Source organism: Allobosea robiniae, from assembly GCF_900102525.1.
Lineage (GTDB): Bacteria > Pseudomonadota > Alphaproteobacteria > Rhizobiales > Beijerinckiaceae > Allobosea > Allobosea robiniae.
Genome location: NZ_FNBZ01000007.1, coordinates 186,430 through 202,772, shown reverse-complemented (window position 1 = coordinate 202,772; position 16,343 = coordinate 186,430). Strand labels below are relative to the sequence as shown.

Annotated in this window: 18 protein-coding genes; 5 read left to right on the top strand and 13 right to left on the bottom strand. The window is 65.2% G+C overall.

What is annotated here, in order from left to right:
* Positions 1 to 300 precede the first annotated feature (300 nt).
* From BLQ70_RS19805 to BLQ70_RS19760, 10 genes are read right to left on the bottom strand one after another with little or no spacing between them, the layout of a single operon-like run.
* Positions 301 to 774 (bottom strand): dATP/dGTP diphosphohydrolase domain-containing protein, encoded by a 474-nt coding sequence (locus BLQ70_RS19805; RefSeq protein ID WP_091860290.1) that lies wholly within the window; start codon positions 772 to 774, stop codon positions 301 to 303.
* A complete protein-coding gene (locus BLQ70_RS26035; RefSeq protein WP_091860287.1) occupies positions 771 to 2,084 on the bottom strand; it encodes a helix-turn-helix domain-containing protein in 1,314 nt (437 codons plus the stop codon). The genes BLQ70_RS19805 and BLQ70_RS26035 overlap by 4 nt, the downstream gene beginning before the upstream one ends.
* A complete protein-coding gene (locus BLQ70_RS19795; protein WP_091860284.1) occupies positions 2,084 to 2,380 on the bottom strand; it encodes a hypothetical protein in 297 nt (98 codons plus the stop codon). Before BLQ70_RS19795 ends, BLQ70_RS26035 begins: the two co-directional genes overlap by 1 nt.
* Positions 2,380 to 2,778 carry a hypothetical protein gene (locus tag BLQ70_RS19790; RefSeq protein ID WP_091860281.1) on the bottom strand — a complete coding sequence of 133 codons (399 nt, stop codon included), beginning with the start codon at positions 2,776 to 2,778 and terminating at the stop codon, positions 2,380 to 2,382. The genes BLQ70_RS19795 and BLQ70_RS19790 overlap by 1 nt, the downstream gene beginning before the upstream one ends.
* A complete protein-coding gene (locus BLQ70_RS19785) occupies positions 2,775 to 3,113 on the bottom strand; it encodes a hypothetical protein (RefSeq protein ID WP_091860278.1) in 339 nt (112 codons plus the stop codon). The genes BLQ70_RS19790 and BLQ70_RS19785 overlap by 4 nt, the downstream gene beginning before the upstream one ends.
* The gene (locus BLQ70_RS19780) at positions 3,110 to 3,436 is read right to left on the bottom strand and encodes a hypothetical protein (protein WP_091860275.1); all 327 of its coding nucleotides are present in this window, start codon (positions 3,434 to 3,436) and stop codon (positions 3,110 to 3,112) included. The genes BLQ70_RS19785 and BLQ70_RS19780 overlap by 4 nt, the downstream gene beginning before the upstream one ends.
* The gene (locus BLQ70_RS25830; protein ID WP_091860272.1) at positions 3,436 to 4,272 is read right to left on the bottom strand and encodes a lysozyme; all 837 of its coding nucleotides are present in this window, start codon (positions 4,270 to 4,272) and stop codon (positions 3,436 to 3,438) included. The genes BLQ70_RS19780 and BLQ70_RS25830 overlap by 1 nt, the downstream gene beginning before the upstream one ends.
* Positions 4,269 to 4,811: a hypothetical protein gene (locus tag BLQ70_RS19770; RefSeq protein WP_091860269.1), complete on the bottom strand. Its 543-nt coding sequence runs from the start codon at positions 4,809 to 4,811 to the stop codon at positions 4,269 to 4,271. Before BLQ70_RS19770 ends, BLQ70_RS25830 begins: the two co-directional genes overlap by 4 nt.
* Positions 4,808 to 5,110: a hypothetical protein gene (locus BLQ70_RS19765; protein WP_091860265.1), complete on the bottom strand. Its 303-nt coding sequence runs from the start codon at positions 5,108 to 5,110 to the stop codon at positions 4,808 to 4,810. The genes BLQ70_RS19770 and BLQ70_RS19765 overlap by 4 nt, the downstream gene beginning before the upstream one ends.
* Complete coding sequence (locus tag BLQ70_RS19760) at positions 5,107 to 5,319, bottom strand: hypothetical protein (protein WP_091860262.1); 213 nt, start codon at positions 5,317 to 5,319, stop codon at positions 5,107 to 5,109. The genes BLQ70_RS19765 and BLQ70_RS19760 overlap by 4 nt, the downstream gene beginning before the upstream one ends.
* Positions 5,320 to 5,425: 106 nt before the next feature.
* Here BLQ70_RS19760 and BLQ70_RS25430 point away from each other — a divergent pair, with 106 nt between their 5' ends.
* The 4 genes from BLQ70_RS25430 to BLQ70_RS19745 all read left to right on the top strand — a co-directional run bounded on the left by BLQ70_RS25430 (position 5,426) and on the right by BLQ70_RS19745 (position 12,250).
* Positions 5,426 to 5,662, top strand: a complete 237-nt coding sequence (locus BLQ70_RS25430) for a hypothetical protein (RefSeq protein WP_139163592.1) — start codon at positions 5,426 to 5,428, stop codon at positions 5,660 to 5,662.
* A 172-nt stretch (positions 5,663 to 5,834) separates the two neighbouring features.
* A complete protein-coding gene (locus BLQ70_RS19755; RefSeq protein WP_139163591.1) occupies positions 5,835 to 9,764 on the top strand; it encodes a hypothetical protein in 3,930 nt (1,309 codons plus the stop codon).
* A 499-nt stretch (positions 9,765 to 10,263) separates the two neighbouring features.
* Entirely contained in the window at positions 10,264 to 10,575 is a 312-nt protein-coding gene (locus BLQ70_RS19750; RefSeq protein ID WP_091860256.1) for a hypothetical protein, read from the top strand.
* Between the two features lie 487 nt (positions 10,576 to 11,062).
* Positions 11,063 to 12,250 (top strand): DUF3775 domain-containing protein, encoded by a 1,188-nt coding sequence (locus BLQ70_RS19745; protein WP_091860253.1) that lies wholly within the window; start codon positions 11,063 to 11,065, stop codon positions 12,248 to 12,250.
* Positions 12,251 to 12,540: 290 nt separating this feature from the next.
* Here BLQ70_RS19745 and BLQ70_RS19740 read toward each other — a convergent pair whose 3' ends face one another.
* On the bottom strand, positions 12,541 to 13,278 hold the full coding sequence (locus tag BLQ70_RS19740; RefSeq protein WP_170843481.1) for an SDR family NAD(P)-dependent oxidoreductase: 738 nt from the start codon (positions 13,276 to 13,278) through the stop codon (positions 12,541 to 12,543).
* A gap of 106 nt (positions 13,279 to 13,384) precedes the next feature.
* Here BLQ70_RS19740 and BLQ70_RS19735 point away from each other — a divergent pair, with 106 nt between their 5' ends.
* Positions 13,385 to 13,966 (top strand): TetR/AcrR family transcriptional regulator, encoded by a 582-nt coding sequence (locus BLQ70_RS19735; RefSeq protein ID WP_091860250.1) that lies wholly within the window; start codon positions 13,385 to 13,387, stop codon positions 13,964 to 13,966.
* Positions 13,967 to 14,154: 188 nt separating this feature from the next.
* On the opposite strand, the gene BLQ70_RS19730 is transcribed toward BLQ70_RS19735, so the two are convergent.
* Positions 14,155 to 15,480, bottom strand: coding sequence for an ATP-binding protein (locus tag BLQ70_RS19730; protein WP_091860247.1), 1,326 nt, complete (start codon positions 15,478 to 15,480; stop codon positions 14,155 to 14,157).
* Positions 15,477 to 16,217, bottom strand: a complete 741-nt coding sequence (locus BLQ70_RS19725) for a response regulator (RefSeq protein ID WP_091860244.1) — start codon at positions 16,215 to 16,217, stop codon at positions 15,477 to 15,479. Before BLQ70_RS19725 ends, BLQ70_RS19730 begins: the two co-directional genes overlap by 4 nt.
* Positions 16,218 to 16,343: the final 126 nt, after the last annotated feature.

The window sequence follows — 16,343 nt, the reverse complement described above, 5'->3', positions numbered from 1 at the left end:
CTCGTCGCTTGTCCAAAGATTGACTCGGCGACCGTGCAATTACAAGGACTTAAGCAACGCATTTGACTTGGTTTGGTGCGCAGTCCAGGCATTTTAAGATGCATTTGGCGCCGAGTTTGCGGCGTCGATCAAATGCAGCATGACCCGAGCATGCCGACCCACTCCGAATCCCCCAATGTCTGCAGTTGCTTACGGCAGAAACACAGGTCCTGGGGGGTGCTGGGATGTGCTGGGATGTGCTGACGGTTCTGCGGTTCTGCGGGGGATAGGCAAGGGGGGTATAGGCGCGACCCTATGCGGTCACGAACTGACCGGCCAGCCCTTCTTGAGCGCGGCGATCTCGCGCATCTTGGAAGTGAACTCCGGCGTCTGAATGCGGTCGTCGACCAGCGCGCCGTGGGTCCAGGCGTCGAGAAGGACCGATGCCGTCGCCATGAGCATGGCCAGATGCGGCAACTCGGATTCGCCGACGTCGAGATCCTCGCCGGAGGCCCATTGGGTCAGGTGCCGCATAAGGGGTGCGACGTAGTCCCGGGCGCGGATGGGAGCCTCCCGCCAATTCGCGACGCCATACTTCGTCGCGCCGAGATCGTGCGCTGCGGCCAGGTACAACATCGAGATGGGCGGGATGGCGCCCATGTTGACCTTGAGACGTCCGGCGGCCGCCTTCGGGTTCTCTGCGACGAGGCGGCTGGCGACAGGCGGTTTCACGCCACTGCCTGTCGCCGGAGGCTTCGGAACAACCCCGCCAGTCGGGCGATAGCCGGGCTTCATGCCGCTTCTCTTGCACCGTCGAGGATCGCGACGCGGGCGCGGGACACCTCGCCGAAATCTTGGTGATAGGTGATCGACTGGATGGAGCGACCGGAGAGGAATCCAGACCCGTAGTGCCAGGCGTCCTGCGGCACCGGCGCCTGATGGATCTCAGTGATCACGCCCTGGCCCTCGGTGGTGAACTTGGCCTGGTGGTGCAGGTGGAAGGTATGCACGTACCGAAAGCGGGTGCGGCCCCAGTCCTCGGCTCGGCGGTGCGCCATGATCGAGGCCATGTCCTTGGCTTTGGCTTCGTGCCCGTGCGTGGCGCCGAACATCGTCTGGCCCCACCGCATCCACCAGAAGAGAGATGGGTCGACGTCGACGGTGACACGGGGCTCGTTCCGATACCAAGCCAGCATGAAATATGCGGCGGCAATGGCGCTGTGCTCGTCGTGGTTCCCCTTCAGGATTCGGACGACAGCGGTCCTGTGCCGTCGCAGCGCGGCGTCGACAGTGCGGACCAGCAGCTGTGTCGCGACGCCGACGACCTTCTGGTAGCGGCCGTCGACGTCGAGTTGGTTGCCTGACCTCGCCGTGCGGTTGTCCTGGTTGTCCGCATGGAGGAGATCGCCGCCGCCAAGGACGACGCAGACCTCACTCGCCGGCGAGCGCTCGATCGCTTCCTCTGCGCTGCGGCCGATCACGTGCTCCGCGATCTTGAGGTCCCAATCGGTCCCGACTTCTCGCCCCCAGGCGTGCATGCCAATATGCCAGTCCGCGAGCGGGACGAGCGTCAGCAACGACGCGTCGGTATAGGCCGGCGCCTTGGTGCGACGGGCCGCCGGCGAGTAGTCGGCGAAGGCGGCCTTGATCGCCGTGACGACGTCTTCCAGTCCTGGGCCGGCTTCCTTGCCGGTCTTCACCCATTTGAGGATCTCGCGACCGGTCAGGTCCAGGAGCGCGCTGACGCCCTTCACCTCTTGGCCGGCCGGCACGTCGAAGGCGGCGCCCGGAGCACGGGACTGCTTGACGCTGGTCCGCTCGACCTCGCCGGCGGCGTCGTAGACGACCGTCGTCTCCTTGATCGCATAGCCAGGCAGTACCGGCTGGTAGCCCAGTTCGCCGTTCTCGGCCTGCTCGCGGACGCTGCGCGTGCAATCGGTAGCTACGGCGGCTTCGGTATCTTTCCGCTCGCCGTCGAGCCGCCGCAGGGCCCGGCTGACGCTGGCATGATGGACCCCGAGAATGGCTGCGGCCGCGCGCTGCGAACCGCCACGCTTCAATGCTTCAAGAACTTCCTGCTCGCGACCGACGAGGTTGTCACTCATTACGCAGGCCTCTCGGGATTGGCGTGTTTCGGCGGGCTCGACGGCGGGGCCTCGGATCGAACCTTCGCGGCGATCGCGACTTGGAAGAAGGCGCCGCCGACCGTGGCGGCGGTCCACAGGCCAAGCCCGCAGAGCACGGCTAGGACGATGCGGGCCATCGCATATGCTGCGGCCGCGACACCCCGGCGATACCAGGGCCCGGCGATTGCGAAGGGCGGGATCGCGATGGCGAACAGAAGGGCCAGCGCCGCAATCAGCGGGAGGTCCTGGATCGGAAGCAGGACCGTCAGTGCCATCAGCGCGATCCCCCGCTAGGCCTGCGGCTGGTGAGGATCGCGTCGATCACATCCTTCCGCATGCCCTCGACACTGTCCTTCACCTCCTTGACCGCCAGGCTCACCTCGTCCTTCCGGGCGAAGGTCTCGGCGGCGAAGATCTTGTGAGCGGACAAGCTCTCGCGCAGCGCGTCGTGGCTGGCCTCCAGCTTTGAGACTCGGGTCTCATGCGTCGAGATCGTCGCGGTGGTCCGCTCTTCGAGCCGCTCCTGCGCGTCCATCCGCGTCGCGACCGCGGTGAGCTTCTTATCGTGCTGCCCGACGACGTGGCGCATGACGTAGTAGCCGCCGACCACGGCAGAGCCGGCGCCGATCAGCATGATCACGTGATAGCCCGACAGGGCCCAGTCGATGCTCATGGCCGGGCTCCACAGACTTCCTCGACGTACCGATTGTGCGCGACGATCTGCCGGCCGAGTTCGACGCTCACCGTGTCGGCATCCTCCGCAGTTGGCCGGATCGCCTTCATGATTTGACAGGCGTTCCCACCCTGGCCGCCGGACAGGGTCGTGCAGCCACCGAGGACGATGCCGAACAACAGGCAGAAGGAGAGAGCCATCCCGAAGCTGTGGAATGGCCGCGCGAACGCAGCAGCGAGCCCGCCCAAGATCCAGCGTAGGACACGGTGGTATGCCCTGATCGCCGGGGAGGCGCAGGGGAAAGCGGTGCCGTCGATTCGAGTGGCCATCTTCATCGCGACCACCTCTTCAACTCGTCGCGAATCGTCTGCTCGGCGTCTGCCGCTGCCTTGCGGTCGATTTCGGCCCGCTTTTCGACTGCGCGCCGATTCGCGGCATCGACATCCTTCAGCGCGGCCGCCTTGCCCTTCTTCTCGCCGTCACGCCGGATCGCCGCGATGGCCAGTAGGATGCCGATGGCCACGACGAACCACTGGGCGAGCTTGCTGTCGCGGACGAGGGCGAACCCCGCCGTGATCAAGGCCAGCCCGCCGGGCATGGCTGCGACGACCGCAAGCACGGCGGCGATGCTGGCGACGATGTAGGCTAGGACATCCATCAGGCCGCTCCGTACTGGTCGACGGCCTCAAACTCCTGTACCTCGTCCTCTCGGCTCTTCCTCCAGCGGCGGTACCAGACGATGCCGAAGCCGACGGCGGCGATCAGTCCAAGCCCGACAAGCAGGGCCGCACTGTCCGGCACGCCGGGGATCAGACCCGCAGCGTCAGCGGCGGAACTCCTTACGTCGCCGGCGACGGCTAAGACCTGCTTGGCGCCTTCATAGGCGACAAGGACACCGGCGCCGCCACCGGCAACCGCGGCGTTGCCCGTGGTGGACTTCCGCATCGGCTCGCGCTTCTCGGGGGCGCAGACGGCCTGAGGCATGGGCCCGCAGGTCGGGGCGATGGCCTGTGCGACTTTATAATCGCCGAGGAAGAGCGCGCGCTCTGCCTGACGTCGGCGATTGAGGCCGGTGAGGACGACCTTGGCCCCTTTCACCGTCGCCTTGTTCCAGGCGAGCATCGCGTCGGCGGCGCCCTTCTTGTCCCCGCGAAGGAGGCGCTTCAGCACCGTGCTCTTCGCGAAGGCGCCAACACCGATGTTGAACGCGAGGGAGACCAGCGCATCGAATTCGTGCGCGTAGACGACGTTGACCTTGGCCTTCTCGATCAGCTTCTCGATCGCGTTCTCGAAGACGTCGACGTCGGCGCGCAGGATCTCCTCGGCGCGCTGCCGATTGATCAGCATGCCCTTCACTACCTGAGGCAGTCCGGCGGCGCTGGTGTGTCCGTAGCCGATGGTGAGGACGCCGGCCGGGCACAGGTAGGCCTTTCCGACGAAGCCCTCGAATTCCTTGATGATCGCGATGCCGGCGGCGGTCGTGCGGAGCGTCATGCCGCCCTCCTGGTGCGTTTGGTTTTCGACTTCACCAGGCGCGCGAACTCCTCTTGGGCGAGGCGGGCGCGGGTGGCGTGTAGGAGGATCTCCGCGTCGACCTCGTCGTCGGTCGCGGTCGCCGGAATCGAGAACAGGCGTCGGGCCTTGGCGGTGACGACGTCCTTCGACGTCCCGCCGGCGGGTAGTCCCGCCAGCTTGCGGGCGTCGGAGGCGTTCATGTCGGAGATGACCCGCACGCCGGCCTTGGTGGCCGCGCAGGTGACGATGGCCCGGTAGCCGGCGAGCAAGGCTGCGGTCGCCTTGTTACGTCCCGTGTCGTCCTCGATCGCGATGACGCCCGGCTCCGCGCCTCGCAAGATGATGTCGACGAGGCACTCCAGCGCGATGAAGAGCCGACCGTGATTGCGGGCGGCCTTGTGCTTCGGCACCTGGGCCAGTTCGCATAGGTCCACGGTCTCGCGACGGATCGATCCATCCGGTCGTTCGATGGCGACGCCGGCGATGGTCGCGAGGTCCAGGGCGACGATCCGCGTCATGCCGCGGCCCTCGCCACGACCGAACGGCTGACCGGAACGTTGAGATAGTGAGCGTAGCGGAGGAGCCGCGTGATGCCGGGCTCGCCTTCGCCGTCGCGGAAGCGGTCGCGCATGTAGCCGAGGTCCTCGCCGACCTGCTTCACCGACGAGTAGCCGCAGATGCGGGCGACCTCGGCTGCCGTGAGCCGGCGCCTGGAGATCTCGCGGACGATCGCGTCGGCCAGGTCCACACGCCACTCGTCGAGCACCGTCGAGCGCCACTGAAGGCCAATCTCTCTCGTCGAGACCACGGCGCTCACAGCTCGGTCCTCCCGATGGTGACGGGGGCGAACAGGGTCGCCGGATCGACGTCCATAGCTTCGGCGACGACCACGATCCGGTCCCAGCCCAGGCCATCGCGACGCGACATGATCGTCGTCAGGTCCTTGGAGGCCTGGTCCTCGGTGTCGCCGAGCAGCGCTGCGAAATGACGATAAGTGAACGGGCCGCTCTCTCGTCGACGCAGCACGTCGCGAGCCAGGCGCTCGATGGCGCGCAGGCGGATAGTCCTACCCGTCGCCGGCTTCCGAGGAAGCCGGCGGGGTGGGAGTGCAACGGATGCCAGGCCGCAGTTCATGGGCGCCAGCAAAGTAGACGAATCGCCGATTTACAAGGTCGATCCAATCAATACTTTCACTTTAGGGGATATCGATCCTCTAAACGTACGTCATACGATGAAAGTAACGATTAGAAGGGTCGATCTTGCGCTATGCATCATCGGTGCTAGCATTGATGGAACGGCACCGAGATGCCGATTCTTCCGCGTTGCTTTCTGTGAGGCTGGTCAAAGTGACAAAGATTTGTCGAATTGAAATCCAAGGGAATTCAGTCCTAGCCTCCGAGGGGGTCGTTTCCCCTCTGAAAGGAGTCGCTAAGAGCTGCGATGATAGGAACATAGTCCTTGAAAATCAGCCGGCAGACGGACGTTCCGCCGCCGACATTTTGGGCGCCGCCTTCGCCGCGCGGTTCCCTGGCGCGAAGGTCGTGGACCCTTCCGCTCCGCGAATCGGCGGCCGCGAGGTTGAGCTCGAACCCTTCTCGACTTTCGGCAGCCAGGCCCACGCGCTCGGCTGGCCCGTCATACCGCAGAGCCGGAATGGCAGCCGGAAGCCGGGTAAGATCGGCCGCGAGATCATCCGATGGTCAGCCTTCGTAGAGAACGGCGTCACCGATGCTGACCACTCCGCGATGGCGATTTGGTCCGGTCGGGACAACGTCGCGCTGATCTGCGGTAAAGGCACCGAGCCGGGCCAACGCGTCCGCGTCATCGACATCGACGTCTACGATGCCTTCCGTGCGGAGAAGATCCGCGCCTTGGCTATCGAGGTTCTAGGCCACACCCCGATGCAGCGCCAGGGTATGGCGCCGAAGTGGGTCCTCCTTTACCGCGAAGCGCTGTCCGCATCCCGACAAATGCGGGGTCGCAAACTGAACTTCGCCTCGAACTCCGCCGCCGCGATCGAGGCCGGCTCGACGGATGCGATCGAGGTGCTCGCCGGCGGATCGCTGATCACGATCTATGGGTACCACCACCGCACGCAGCGGCCGTTCTTCTGGCCGTGGGGCGAGAACTTCTCCCAGCCGAATGAGAGTGGGCCGGAGACGCTGCCCGAGATCGATGCGGACAAGGTCGACGAGTTCCTGCGGCGCCTGCATGAGGTCGAACCCATCGCCGGCTTCGTACGCGCGACCTCGGTGTCGAGTGCTTTCGACGAGATCGAGTACGACCCGACGCTGCGCATCGCCACGCCGGGACACAGGCAGCGTCGGGGCGTTTGGGATGTCCGCGGCGGCCGCGACGTCGTCTTCGATGGCCGCAAGGACTGGACCATGGATCGCACCCTGGCTTGGGTGCTCCACAACGCGCCTCATGTACGCGCGGGTGGCCCCGCGCTGGCGCAGATCAGGAAGCGCGCGATTGAGGAAGCCCTACGCTATGTCGAGCGGAGCGGGGACTGGCATTCCGACGCGGCCATCGAGCGCCGCGTCGCTGAACTGTTCGACCGCACGGCGGCGAAGCTCGTCGAAGGCGCCTTCCGCGAGCGCACTGTTCATATTGCTGACGACGGCAAAGCTTACGCGAAGCCGGAGGGTGTCTTCGCGATCGAGCGCCGCGCCGACGCTGACCTTGATTTTGTCCGGTCCGCGAAGAAGCGCCGCCGCTCGCCGTCCAACATTCTCTCTGCGACGCCGGCCTGCGGATCGGTGGCCGCGCAGCGCGCGCTTCTAAGTAAAGACGCGCGAATCGCCGCTGGTCAGCAGACCGCCGCGACGATCGATGCGACGATTCGCGGCTTCCTGACCCCGCTCTGGGACGCTCGCGACGCGCTCGCCCTCGATCCCGAGCATGTCGGCAAGCTCGCCGCCGCCGAGGATGACGAGAAGCGCTCCTCGATCCGCCGGGCAGGCCTGCGCCGGGCAATGTCCGAGGCGCTCGAAGCCATCCGTCTCCTCAAGAGCCCGACCGGATCGGGCAAGACGACGATGACGGTCCGCATCATCCGCGAGTTGGTTCAGGCCCGCGGCAGCCTCGGCATGCCGATCGCCTTCATGCTGCCCTCTCATAACAACATCGCCGAGGTGCAGGGGACCGCGCTGGAAGAGGCCTCGCCCGAGCAGATCAGCGCCATTTGGGACGAGGTCCTGAAGGAAGCCAGCGGACTGCGTTCGATGGCGTGGATGGGCAAGATCACCGCCGGCTGTCACTACTCGGAGCAGATGTCCGCTCTCTACACCGCCGGCCTGCCCGGTTCGGGACTGTGCCGCCAGCGCGTGAAAACCGTCGGCGGAGACTGGGAGGAGAAAGTCTGCCCGATGGCGTCGGCTTGCGCGGCTATGGCGCAGCTGGCCCTGGTGGAGCATGCGGACATCGTGTTCTTGCCGCACGCGTATCTGACCCTTCCCATCCCGCGTCAGTTGAAAGAGTCCGTCTGCGCGGTCTTCATCGATGAAGCGATCTGGTCGCAGGTGGCGCAGGTCGCCTTCCTGCCGCTCGAAAGCCTGCGCCTTCCCCGTGCCGAGCCCCGTCTCAGCAAGAAGGACAAGGAGGCCGGCGTCGACGCCTTTGAGCTGGTGATCGACCGCGAGAAGGCGGCGGAGGTCGCCACCCGGGCCCTGATCGCCGGAAAGGATGTCGCGCAGACGTTCTTCGAGTTCACCGACCGCCGCTCGAACGGGCGCCCCTTCCGAGGGCGCGAGCTCGTCGAGAGCGCGCTGGACGTCTGCCGCCGTGCCGATCACGACGGCCTTGAGGTGAAGCCCGCGATGACGATGGCCCAGGTCGAGGTGCTGACCTCGCGTCCGCAGTCGAAGGACCTTTGGCTGGAGAAGCGGTTCTGGACCCTCGTCGAGGAGCGGCTGACCTGGCTTGAGCTCGACGCCAAGTCTCGCGAGCAGGCTAAGATCTCCGGTCATGATTTCGACGAGAGCAAGCGCCTCGCCAAGCATTCCGCCGACAGGGCGATTCAGTACCTCACTGAGCACGACGTGCCCGGCGGCAAGCGCGACGTCGTCCGCGTCGCGTGGTTCCGCAAACTGAACTTCATCGGCCTTCCCACCTTCCTCATGGACGCCTCGGCGAATCCGGACCTGCTCCGCGTGGTCTTCACCGGTCGCGAGATCGAGGTTACCGAGGTCGAGGTGCCGCTTCACCTCCGGGTCGTCCTCATCCCCGAGACCGCGTCGGACCTGTCGCTGCTCCCGACCGCCAGGCATCGTGACATGGCCGGCCGCATCCGTGCCGCCGACCGCCAGGTAGAGGTACGATCGATGATCGGCCGCGTCGCGACGATGTACGGCCACACCCGCGTCCTGGTCGCGAGCACGAAGGCGGTTCGCGGAGACCTGATGCAGGGCGCGTATCCCGACAACGTGGATTTCGGACACTACGGCGCCATGAAGGGCCTGAATTTCGCCTCACGCCACGGCGCCATGGTCTGCGTCGGCAGGATGACGAGCCCCGTCGCCGTCATCGATGGCTATGCAGGCCTGTTTGCCCGCTGCAGCGAAATCGACGAGCTGCCGTACGACGTCGAAGGGACCGGCAAGATCGACGGAAAGGACCTGCGTGCCCATGTCGGCGAGCGCAGGGTTCAGCTTCGCAACGGCGGCGACCTGACGCTGGCCTGCACCGGCTACCCCGATCACATGAAGTGGCACAACGCCATCAATCGGCAGTTCCGCGAGGAGGAGATCCGGCAGGCCATCGGTCGTCTCCGACCCGTTTACCGCGACGACGAGACCGCGCCGGTGGCTTTCGTGATGGCTACCTGCCTCCCCGAAGGCATCATCGTCGATGACGTCGTCACATTGTACGATCTCATGGAAGACAATCCGCGTCGCGTCGACCTCGCCTCGATCGTCGGTCGCCTTGGCGGCGTGCTCGATCCCATCGCCGGCGGGCGGATCGCCCCGGACATCGGTACCGACACCGCGATCTCCGACGCGATCGGGCGCCTGGAGCACCGCGAGCTGCTCGGCTACTCGTCGGCTAGGGTCTGGGAGGACGGCGGCGCCGAGCCCCGCGAGGTCAAGATCGCGCCGTGGGTTTCCAACATCGGCGAGGCCCTGCGCAGCGCCTCTCACATCGCCGGTCGCGAGCTCGACAGGTTCGATGTGTGGGATCTGATCGAGGCGGACACCACCACCCGCCGCAAGGCCGCCGATGCGCTCGACCGGGCGCTCTCGACGCTGCCCAATGCCGACACGGCCTCGATCGAGGAGATCCGCGCCGCTCGCCGTGACGCCGCGGTAGCCGAGCTTGAGGCCGCCTGGGAGAAGTGGGGGCACTGCGCTCTGACACTGGACGGCCAGCGGCTCGAATTCGGCGCTGCCATCATCCTCGCGAGGCACGGCATCTTGCCGAGTGAGGTCAAGCCGCCGCCGTGGAGAGTGGCCACGCCCATCGCGGCGTAGGCGGGATCGCCCAGACAATCGGATAGGACGCCCCTTACCGGGGATCGAGAACGGCTGTCTTCGTGACGGCCGTTTTCGCCGTTTCAGTCCTGTTGGACGCCTTTTCATGCCGATTTTCGGGCTCGCCGGCGACCGCTCGCGCCATCCTCGCCCCGATGTCGGGTTCAGCGCCGAACCGTGCCATTCCGTGGCGGCTGGAAACGCCTGAGGGGCGACCGGGCGGGGAATGAGAATGGCCGGAAAAGCCAAGCCAGCAAGGGGTTTTGGCCGAAAAATCAACCTCCGGCTTCGCGTTATATTTCTAAGTAAGGGCCGGAGGCCAATTCTAGGGATCCCCCATATCAGAGAGGACAGCTGACCAGGACGATGGGGAGAGCATAACGGGAGCTCCGCTCCCGACCGCAGAGGCCCAAGGGCCTAGGGGATCTTTCCAGGCGTTTCGCCGGGGCCGTCGTCCCGGCGTTTTGTACCTTTCCGAGGGTTCAGGCACGATCCCGGCATGACCGAGACCCATCCCGCCACCAGAGCCGCCGAGCGCCGCCGCAAGGCCGCCGCCCGTGCCCGAGAGCATCGGGCACGGGCGGCGCAGGCGGCCGCACTCGATGCCGCCATCGTCGACGCCTTGGCCGACGGCCTGGGCCAGGCCCGGCCGGGCATGCTGTCCGAGGTGTTGATCGCCGATATCGCGGAAGCCGCGTTCCGGCGCCTGCGCGAGGCAGGGGTAGAGCGGCCCAAGGCCGTATTTAAGCGCAGGCTCGGTATCGGCGCCCCCGAAGGCCCCAGATCTTGTTGTACGCGTTCGAATCGCTAGAATCTTTCTGTCAAGCGGCCTCGCTCGACAAAGCAACGAACTTGGCCCGGTCGCCTACCAGCGCCGGGCCATTTTCGTTTCCGCGGGGCACCTCTAAGGGTCCGAGATAGTGACCCGGCATCAACCCGATACTCGGGCAATTTTCAATTTTAACATCTGATAACCAACCCTTATCAGATTCGAGTTTGTCGTTCCGCGCGAGTAATCGGTAGCTAAGATCGCTTAGGTCGCAAGTGCGGGGTGGAAGCTGAAGGGCGCAGGCCTATGCGAAGTCTGCGCCAGAAACGGACATAAGGTGCTCGCCCGAAAGCGGACGCGAGTGGCGCTGCCCCGCTATGGGCCGTTATCGACCCTCTCGGTCCTTCGCAAAGTCCGCTTGCAGCCGGTCTGATTCAATGGGACAGGCCGAGCTTGGCCGTGAGCGGCCCGATGGTTTCGGGCCGGTAATGTGCCAGAGCCGTCCACCATCTTATGCATCGGCAGGGCAATGACGACTGACCCATTCTTCGAGACGATTCACGACAGTCAGTGGAACGCGTGCGTGGGGGTCCAGGGAAGCGCCCTCAACTATGTCGACGGCTATCTGGAGGCCGCTCGCGAGCTGATCGCGGCGGTGATCGACAAGCGTCTGATGGGAAGCCGCGACACACTCGCGATGCCAATCCTCTACAACTGCCGCCATGGGCTGGAGCTTGCGCTCAAGTTCGCCATCGACCGTCTGCACAAGATGGGGATGATCGGGGGGGCCCACCCGGTCAACCACGACATTCAATCGCATTGGCAGCATCTGCGCGACGGGAAGATCGGCGACGCGCGGCTCAACCAGCTAATCGGTGAGCTGGAGCCGTTCGTGGTCAGCTTGGCGAACATCGATCAGGACGGCCAGGAGCTACGCTACGCAGTGAACCGGGATGGCGGCAGAAGCCTCGATGGGCTCGCGGTCGTGAACCTTCCTTTAATCCGGCACAGCATCGACGCGATGAGCGCGATCCTGGAGCGCATCAAGACGCGCCTCTTCGATCTGGAGGAGGAACGGCCGACCGGCACGCACACCGACGAGTGCTCGCGGGCAGACCTCGTAACAATCACGAGCATTATTGGTGACCACGCGACGTGGCGCGAGCCGAGCTTCGACGACAGGAAGCGGGAGGCCATGGAGCGCTTCGGTTTAAGCAGCCGCAAGTTCTCAGCTGCAGTTACTGCGATCCGGAAGTCTCGCCCGCTCGCAGCCTCGGTCGGCTTGGAGTCGGAGCTTCGCCACCTCAGTGACAACAAGGCTGTCGCGGCGCTTGATCTCTGGGCCAACGCGCACCCAGTCAAGCCTTATGACCCCGACGATCTCGGTATGGACTATTTCGATCGGGACTGGGCCAAGTTCTCGGAAGAGGCGCGGATCGCGCGTGAGCTGGACGACGCCACCCTCCAGCTTCTGACACCCGAAGAGTTCGCGGACCTCCAAGTCGTGTTCTACATCGGTCGCGACCGAGTGAAGGGCGAGCACTATGACCAATATCTCGACCGCACACTCGAAGAGCACCGGGTTGCGCGCTCCCGCTGGGAGCTCGTTCACCACATCATGTCAAAGACGAACCTGCTCGACGCTATAATAGATGGGGCCGCGGCTGTCGGGCGGCCAAGCTTGGCCAGCAAGCTGCGCAAGATTCGCCCAGTTTGAGGATGTTTGGGCGCAACGCCTGGCTCGCCTAACGGCGTCGATGCCTGAGTAGAAGGTACTGCCGCCGATGACGACGGCATTGTCGATGCCGGCTTACTGAGCGACTGGGTTGGCGCGACTTCCGTTCGCCACTCATCTGGGACGCCAGGGCAGACGGCCCGATCCGTCGCCCCTGCGCCAATGCCAGACATTGGGCCCCTGCCCGAAAGCGGACTATGTGTTAGGGCATGTCTGGCCTGTGATCTGCGAACGGCGCATTCGGAAGGCAATCGAATGCGCCATAAGGCAGATCAGGCGGTCCATCCGCCATCGATGGTCAGGCTGGCGCCGGTCATGTAACCAGCGGCGGGGCTAGTCAGCCAGGCGACGAGGTCGGCAATCTCTTCCGGTTTGCCAATACGACCCAGCGGCAGCTTGGGAGCGATGTACGCCATGAGGTCGGCGGTCATATCAGTTTCGACCGGACCAGGCTGTACGTTGTTGATGGTGATTTGGCGGGGGGCCAAGTCGAGCGCGGCGCCGCGCACCAGCTGAGCGACGGCGGCCTTTGTCATGGCGTAGACGCTGGAAGCGGGAGAGCCGATGCGGTCGGCGGTATTGCTTCCGATGGTGACGATCCGGCCGCCGTCCAACAAATGTGGGGCGCTGTAGCGGATCGCGGCGAACACGCCGCGCACATTGACGGCGAGCATGCGGTCAAAGTCATCCATCGCGAATTGATCGATGGCGCCACTCATGAGGATGCCCGCATTGATCACGAGCACCCCTGGCTTGCCGAAGCGCTCGATAGCGGTCTCGACAGCCAGGCGCACGTCCTCGGGATCGGCGCTGTCCGCACGGATGGCGAGCCCGGCCCCTCCGCCCGTTTCAACGGCCTGGACGAGGGTGGCAGCCCGCTCCGGCGCGCTGACATAGGTGAAGGCGACAGGACGTCCCTCGGCCGCGAGGCGACGCACGATAGCTGCTCCCATGCCGCGGGCGCCGCCAAAAATCAGGGCCGGCGCTGAGGGGGAAATAGCGGCATTCATCGAGAACCTCCATTATTGACTGATTGATCCAAAATCCTTTCGTCGTTATGGACCAATCAGTCAAGAATATTCTGGACTGATCGATCAACAATTTGTAGAGAGGGTTATGGCCAGACCTTCGGAGTTCGACCGGGAAGAAGCGATCGCCAGTGCTATCAGGGTGTTCGCGCGCCAGGGGTTCGAAGCGGCCTCGACGAGTGACTTGATCAAAGGCATCGGAATCGGCCGGCAAAGCCTGTACGGCGCCTTCGGAGACAAGCGCGGCCTGTTTCTTGAGGCTCTCCGCAAATACAATGCCGGCTCCTTGGCGCTGATGCTCGAGGCTCTCGCGAAAGGGACGCCTGCCGAAAGCATCAAAGCGGCTCTGCTCGTGGGCCTAGGTTCCAGCGACGAGATTGAGAGCGGCTGCCTGGGTGTCGGGTCGATCGTCGAGTTCAGCCGCTCGGACCCTGAGATCAATGCCCTGAACGATGCTGCCGCCACGGCCGTCGTTGCGGCATTCGCGGCTCGCGTTCGCGCTGGAGTGGAGGCCGGTGAGCTCGACACAGAGATCGACCCCGTTAGCGCCGCCCGTATGTTGCTGATCCTGCGCTCGGGCCTCAAGGTGGCGGCCCGCGGCGGCGCTAAAGATTCTCAACTCAGCGACACTGCCGACCTGGCCTTGGGGAGCCTAAGACGCAGCCGGTAACGCCAATTACCTGACTCGGCGTCGGGCCAGACCTCCCCTGCAGCAGCTTTGCGAAAAGCGACAAGACATAAGCGCCACAGCCATGTCATCTCTGTCAGGAAGCGGACAGCCGGGCGGAAGGCCAACTTGCGTTTCCATCGCTGCTGGAAGCATCTACAAGGTTGGTGGTCAATGAAAAACGCCAATAATCAACGCCTGGCGTCAGGAATGATCACTTCCGCGGCCAAACCACCTTCGGCTCTGTTGCTGAGCCTGACCGAGCCGCCGATCGTCGCGGCCAGTTGCTGGGCGATGGCGAGGCCGAGCCCGGTTCCGCCGGTCTCGCGGTTGCGCGACAGCTCAAGCCGGAAGAAAGGCTGCATGGAAGCGGCCAGCATCTCCTCGGGAATGCCGGGGCCGCGATCCAGCACCGTGATCGCGATCGCGCCGCCGTCTCTGCGCTCCACCGCGATTTCCGCAGCGCCCGCGAATTTCAGGGCATTGTCGATGAAGTTTGACAGGATGCGCCGCAGCGCATGCGGCTTGGTCGAGGCGACCCCTTCGATCTGACCCGATACGGACACCGCCTTGCCGGTATCCTGATAATCATAGGCGATGCTGTCGACGAAGGAGGTGAGGTCGATGCGCGTCTTCTTCTCGCCGCTGCTATGGGCGCTGCGCGCATAGGCGATGCCGTCCTGCACCAGCCGCTCGATCTCGCGGAGGTCGTTGACGAGCTTGTCCCTCTCGGGCGTGTCGTCGGCCAGATCGGCACGCAGCCGCATGCGGGTGATCGGCGTCTGCAGGTCATGCGAGATCGCCGCCAGGATCTGCACGCGCTCTTCGAGATAATGCGCGATCCGGTCGCGCATCGCGTTGAAGGCCCGGGCGGCGTGGGCGACTTCGCTGGGCCCGGCTTCGCTGAGAGGCGGGCTCTTCGCGTTGGGGTCGAGCGCGTCGGCGGCGGCGGCGAACTCGCCGAGCGGACGGATCGCCTGCCGGACCGCAAACCAAGTGCAGGCCAGTAGCAGGATCATCTGCGCGACCAGGACATAGGGCAGCCAGTCGGCGACCGGCATGATGCCGCGCGGTGTGATCTCGATGGTCAGCGGGCTGCCGTCGCTCAAGGCGAGATGGGCCTGGAGGCGACCCTCTTCGCCCGGGATGGCCTCGACCCGCAGCGGAAAGCGCGTTCCCGCGGCACTCTCCAACTTGGCCGCGATCTCGCGGCCGTGACCCGAGGTGTTGGGCACGCCGGCAAGCCCCGGCCCCAGAGCGAGGCTGTAGTTGCTGCGGCTCAGCCATTCGAGTAGTTCCGGCCGCTCGGCTGCCGGCGTCCGGTCGAGAACCGCGATCGAGGTCGCGACGTCGTTCTCCAGCGTGCGGAACATCACCGCCTTGGCTGCCATGGTGCGCTCGGCATAGAGCACGCTGAAGGAGAGGCCATAGGCGATCGCCAGCCCCGCGAGCAGGATCAGGAACAGGCGGGCGCGCAGGCTCCGGGGCAGCACGCGGAAGGCGGCAGCCGCGGTCACGACCGGGGCTCCGTGATCTCGACGGGGACCGAGAGGACATAGCCTTCGCTGCGCACCGTCTTGATATAGGTCGGCTCGCGCGCGTCGTCGCCGAGCCGCTGGCGCAGGCGGCTGACCAGCAGGTCGATCGAGCGGTCGAACAGTTCGGCGTCGCGCCCCTGCGTCAGGTTCAGGAGCTGGTCGCGATTGAGCACGCGCTGGGGATGGTCGATGAACACGCGCAGCAGCCGGTATTCGGCGCCGCTCAGCGCGACTTCCGTGCCCTGCGCATCGAGGAGATGTCGGCGCACCGTGTCGAGCCGCCATGTCCCGAAGGTCAGGATCTGGCCGGCTTCGCTGATCTGCAGGTTCGGCGGCAGCATCCGGGTCCGCCGCAGCACGGCATTGATGCGCGCCAGCAATTCACGGGCGGCAAAGGGCTTCGAGAGATAGTCGTCGGCGCCCATCTCCAGCCCGATGACGCGATCCATCTCGTCGCTGCGGGCGGTCAGCATCAGGATCGGCGTCGCCTTGTGCTTGCCGGCGCGCAATTCGCGGCAGAGGGCGAGCCCATCCTGGCCCGGCATCATCACGTCGAGCACGATGAGGTCGACGCTGTTGGCGTCGAGGAAGCTGCGCATCTGCCGCCCGTCCGCGGCGGTCGAGGTCCGAAGCCCGTTCTTCGCGAGATAGCTCGATACGAGATCGCGGATTTCGCGGTCGTCATCGACGATCAGGATGTGGTCGACATGCTCCATGTCCGAACTTTCCGCTTCCGCCGACCGGCGCCTCGCAACAAGGGTTTCTCATAGCCGCCGGACAGGCTCCGGCGAAGCTCCGAAAACCGTATCGAGCGGTGCCGGGCGCTTACTTGACGCCCGGCC

Excerpts from the sequence above, each read along its gene's own strand:
- BLQ70_RS19725 (WP_091860244.1), bottom strand. The coding sequence starts at position 16,217 with ATGGAGCATGTCGACCACATCCTGATCGTCGATGACGACCGCGAAATC.
- BLQ70_RS19785 (WP_091860278.1), bottom strand. The coding sequence starts at position 3,113 with ATGAAGATGGCCACTCGAATCGACGGCACCGCTTTCCCCTGCGCCTCC.
- BLQ70_RS19790 (WP_091860281.1), bottom strand. The coding sequence starts at position 2,778 with ATGAGCATCGACTGGGCCCTGTCGGGCTATCACGTGATCATGCTGATC.
- BLQ70_RS19735 (WP_091860250.1), top strand. The coding sequence starts at position 13,385 with ATGGCCAGACCTTCGGAGTTCGACCGGGAAGAAGCGATCGCCAGTGCT.
- BLQ70_RS19805 (WP_091860290.1), bottom strand. The coding sequence starts at position 774 with ATGAAGCCCGGCTATCGCCCGACTGGCGGGGTTGTTCCGAAGCCTCCG.
- BLQ70_RS19740 (WP_170843481.1), bottom strand. The coding sequence starts at position 13,278 with ATGAATGCCGCTATTTCCCCCTCAGCGCCGGCCCTGATTTTTGGCGGC.
- BLQ70_RS26035 (WP_091860287.1), bottom strand. The coding sequence starts at position 2,084 with ATGAGTGACAACCTCGTCGGTCGCGAGCAGGAAGTTCTTGAAGCATTG.
- BLQ70_RS19750 (WP_091860256.1), top strand. The coding sequence starts at position 10,264 with ATGACCGAGACCCATCCCGCCACCAGAGCCGCCGAGCGCCGCCGCAAG.
- BLQ70_RS25430 (WP_139163592.1), top strand. The coding sequence starts at position 5,426 with ATGGGCGCCAGCAAAGTAGACGAATCGCCGATTTACAAGGTCGATCCA.
- BLQ70_RS19795 (WP_091860284.1), bottom strand. The coding sequence starts at position 2,380 with ATGGCACTGACGGTCCTGCTTCCGATCCAGGACCTCCCGCTGATTGCG.
- BLQ70_RS19745 (WP_091860253.1), top strand. The coding sequence starts at position 11,063 with ATGACGACTGACCCATTCTTCGAGACGATTCACGACAGTCAGTGGAAC.
- BLQ70_RS25830 (WP_091860272.1), bottom strand. The coding sequence starts at position 4,272 with ATGACGCTCCGCACGACCGCCGCCGGCATCGCGATCATCAAGGAATTC.
- BLQ70_RS19780 (WP_091860275.1), bottom strand. The coding sequence starts at position 3,436 with ATGGATGTCCTAGCCTACATCGTCGCCAGCATCGCCGCCGTGCTTGCG.
- BLQ70_RS19770 (WP_091860269.1), bottom strand. The coding sequence starts at position 4,811 with ATGACGCGGATCGTCGCCCTGGACCTCGCGACCATCGCCGGCGTCGCC.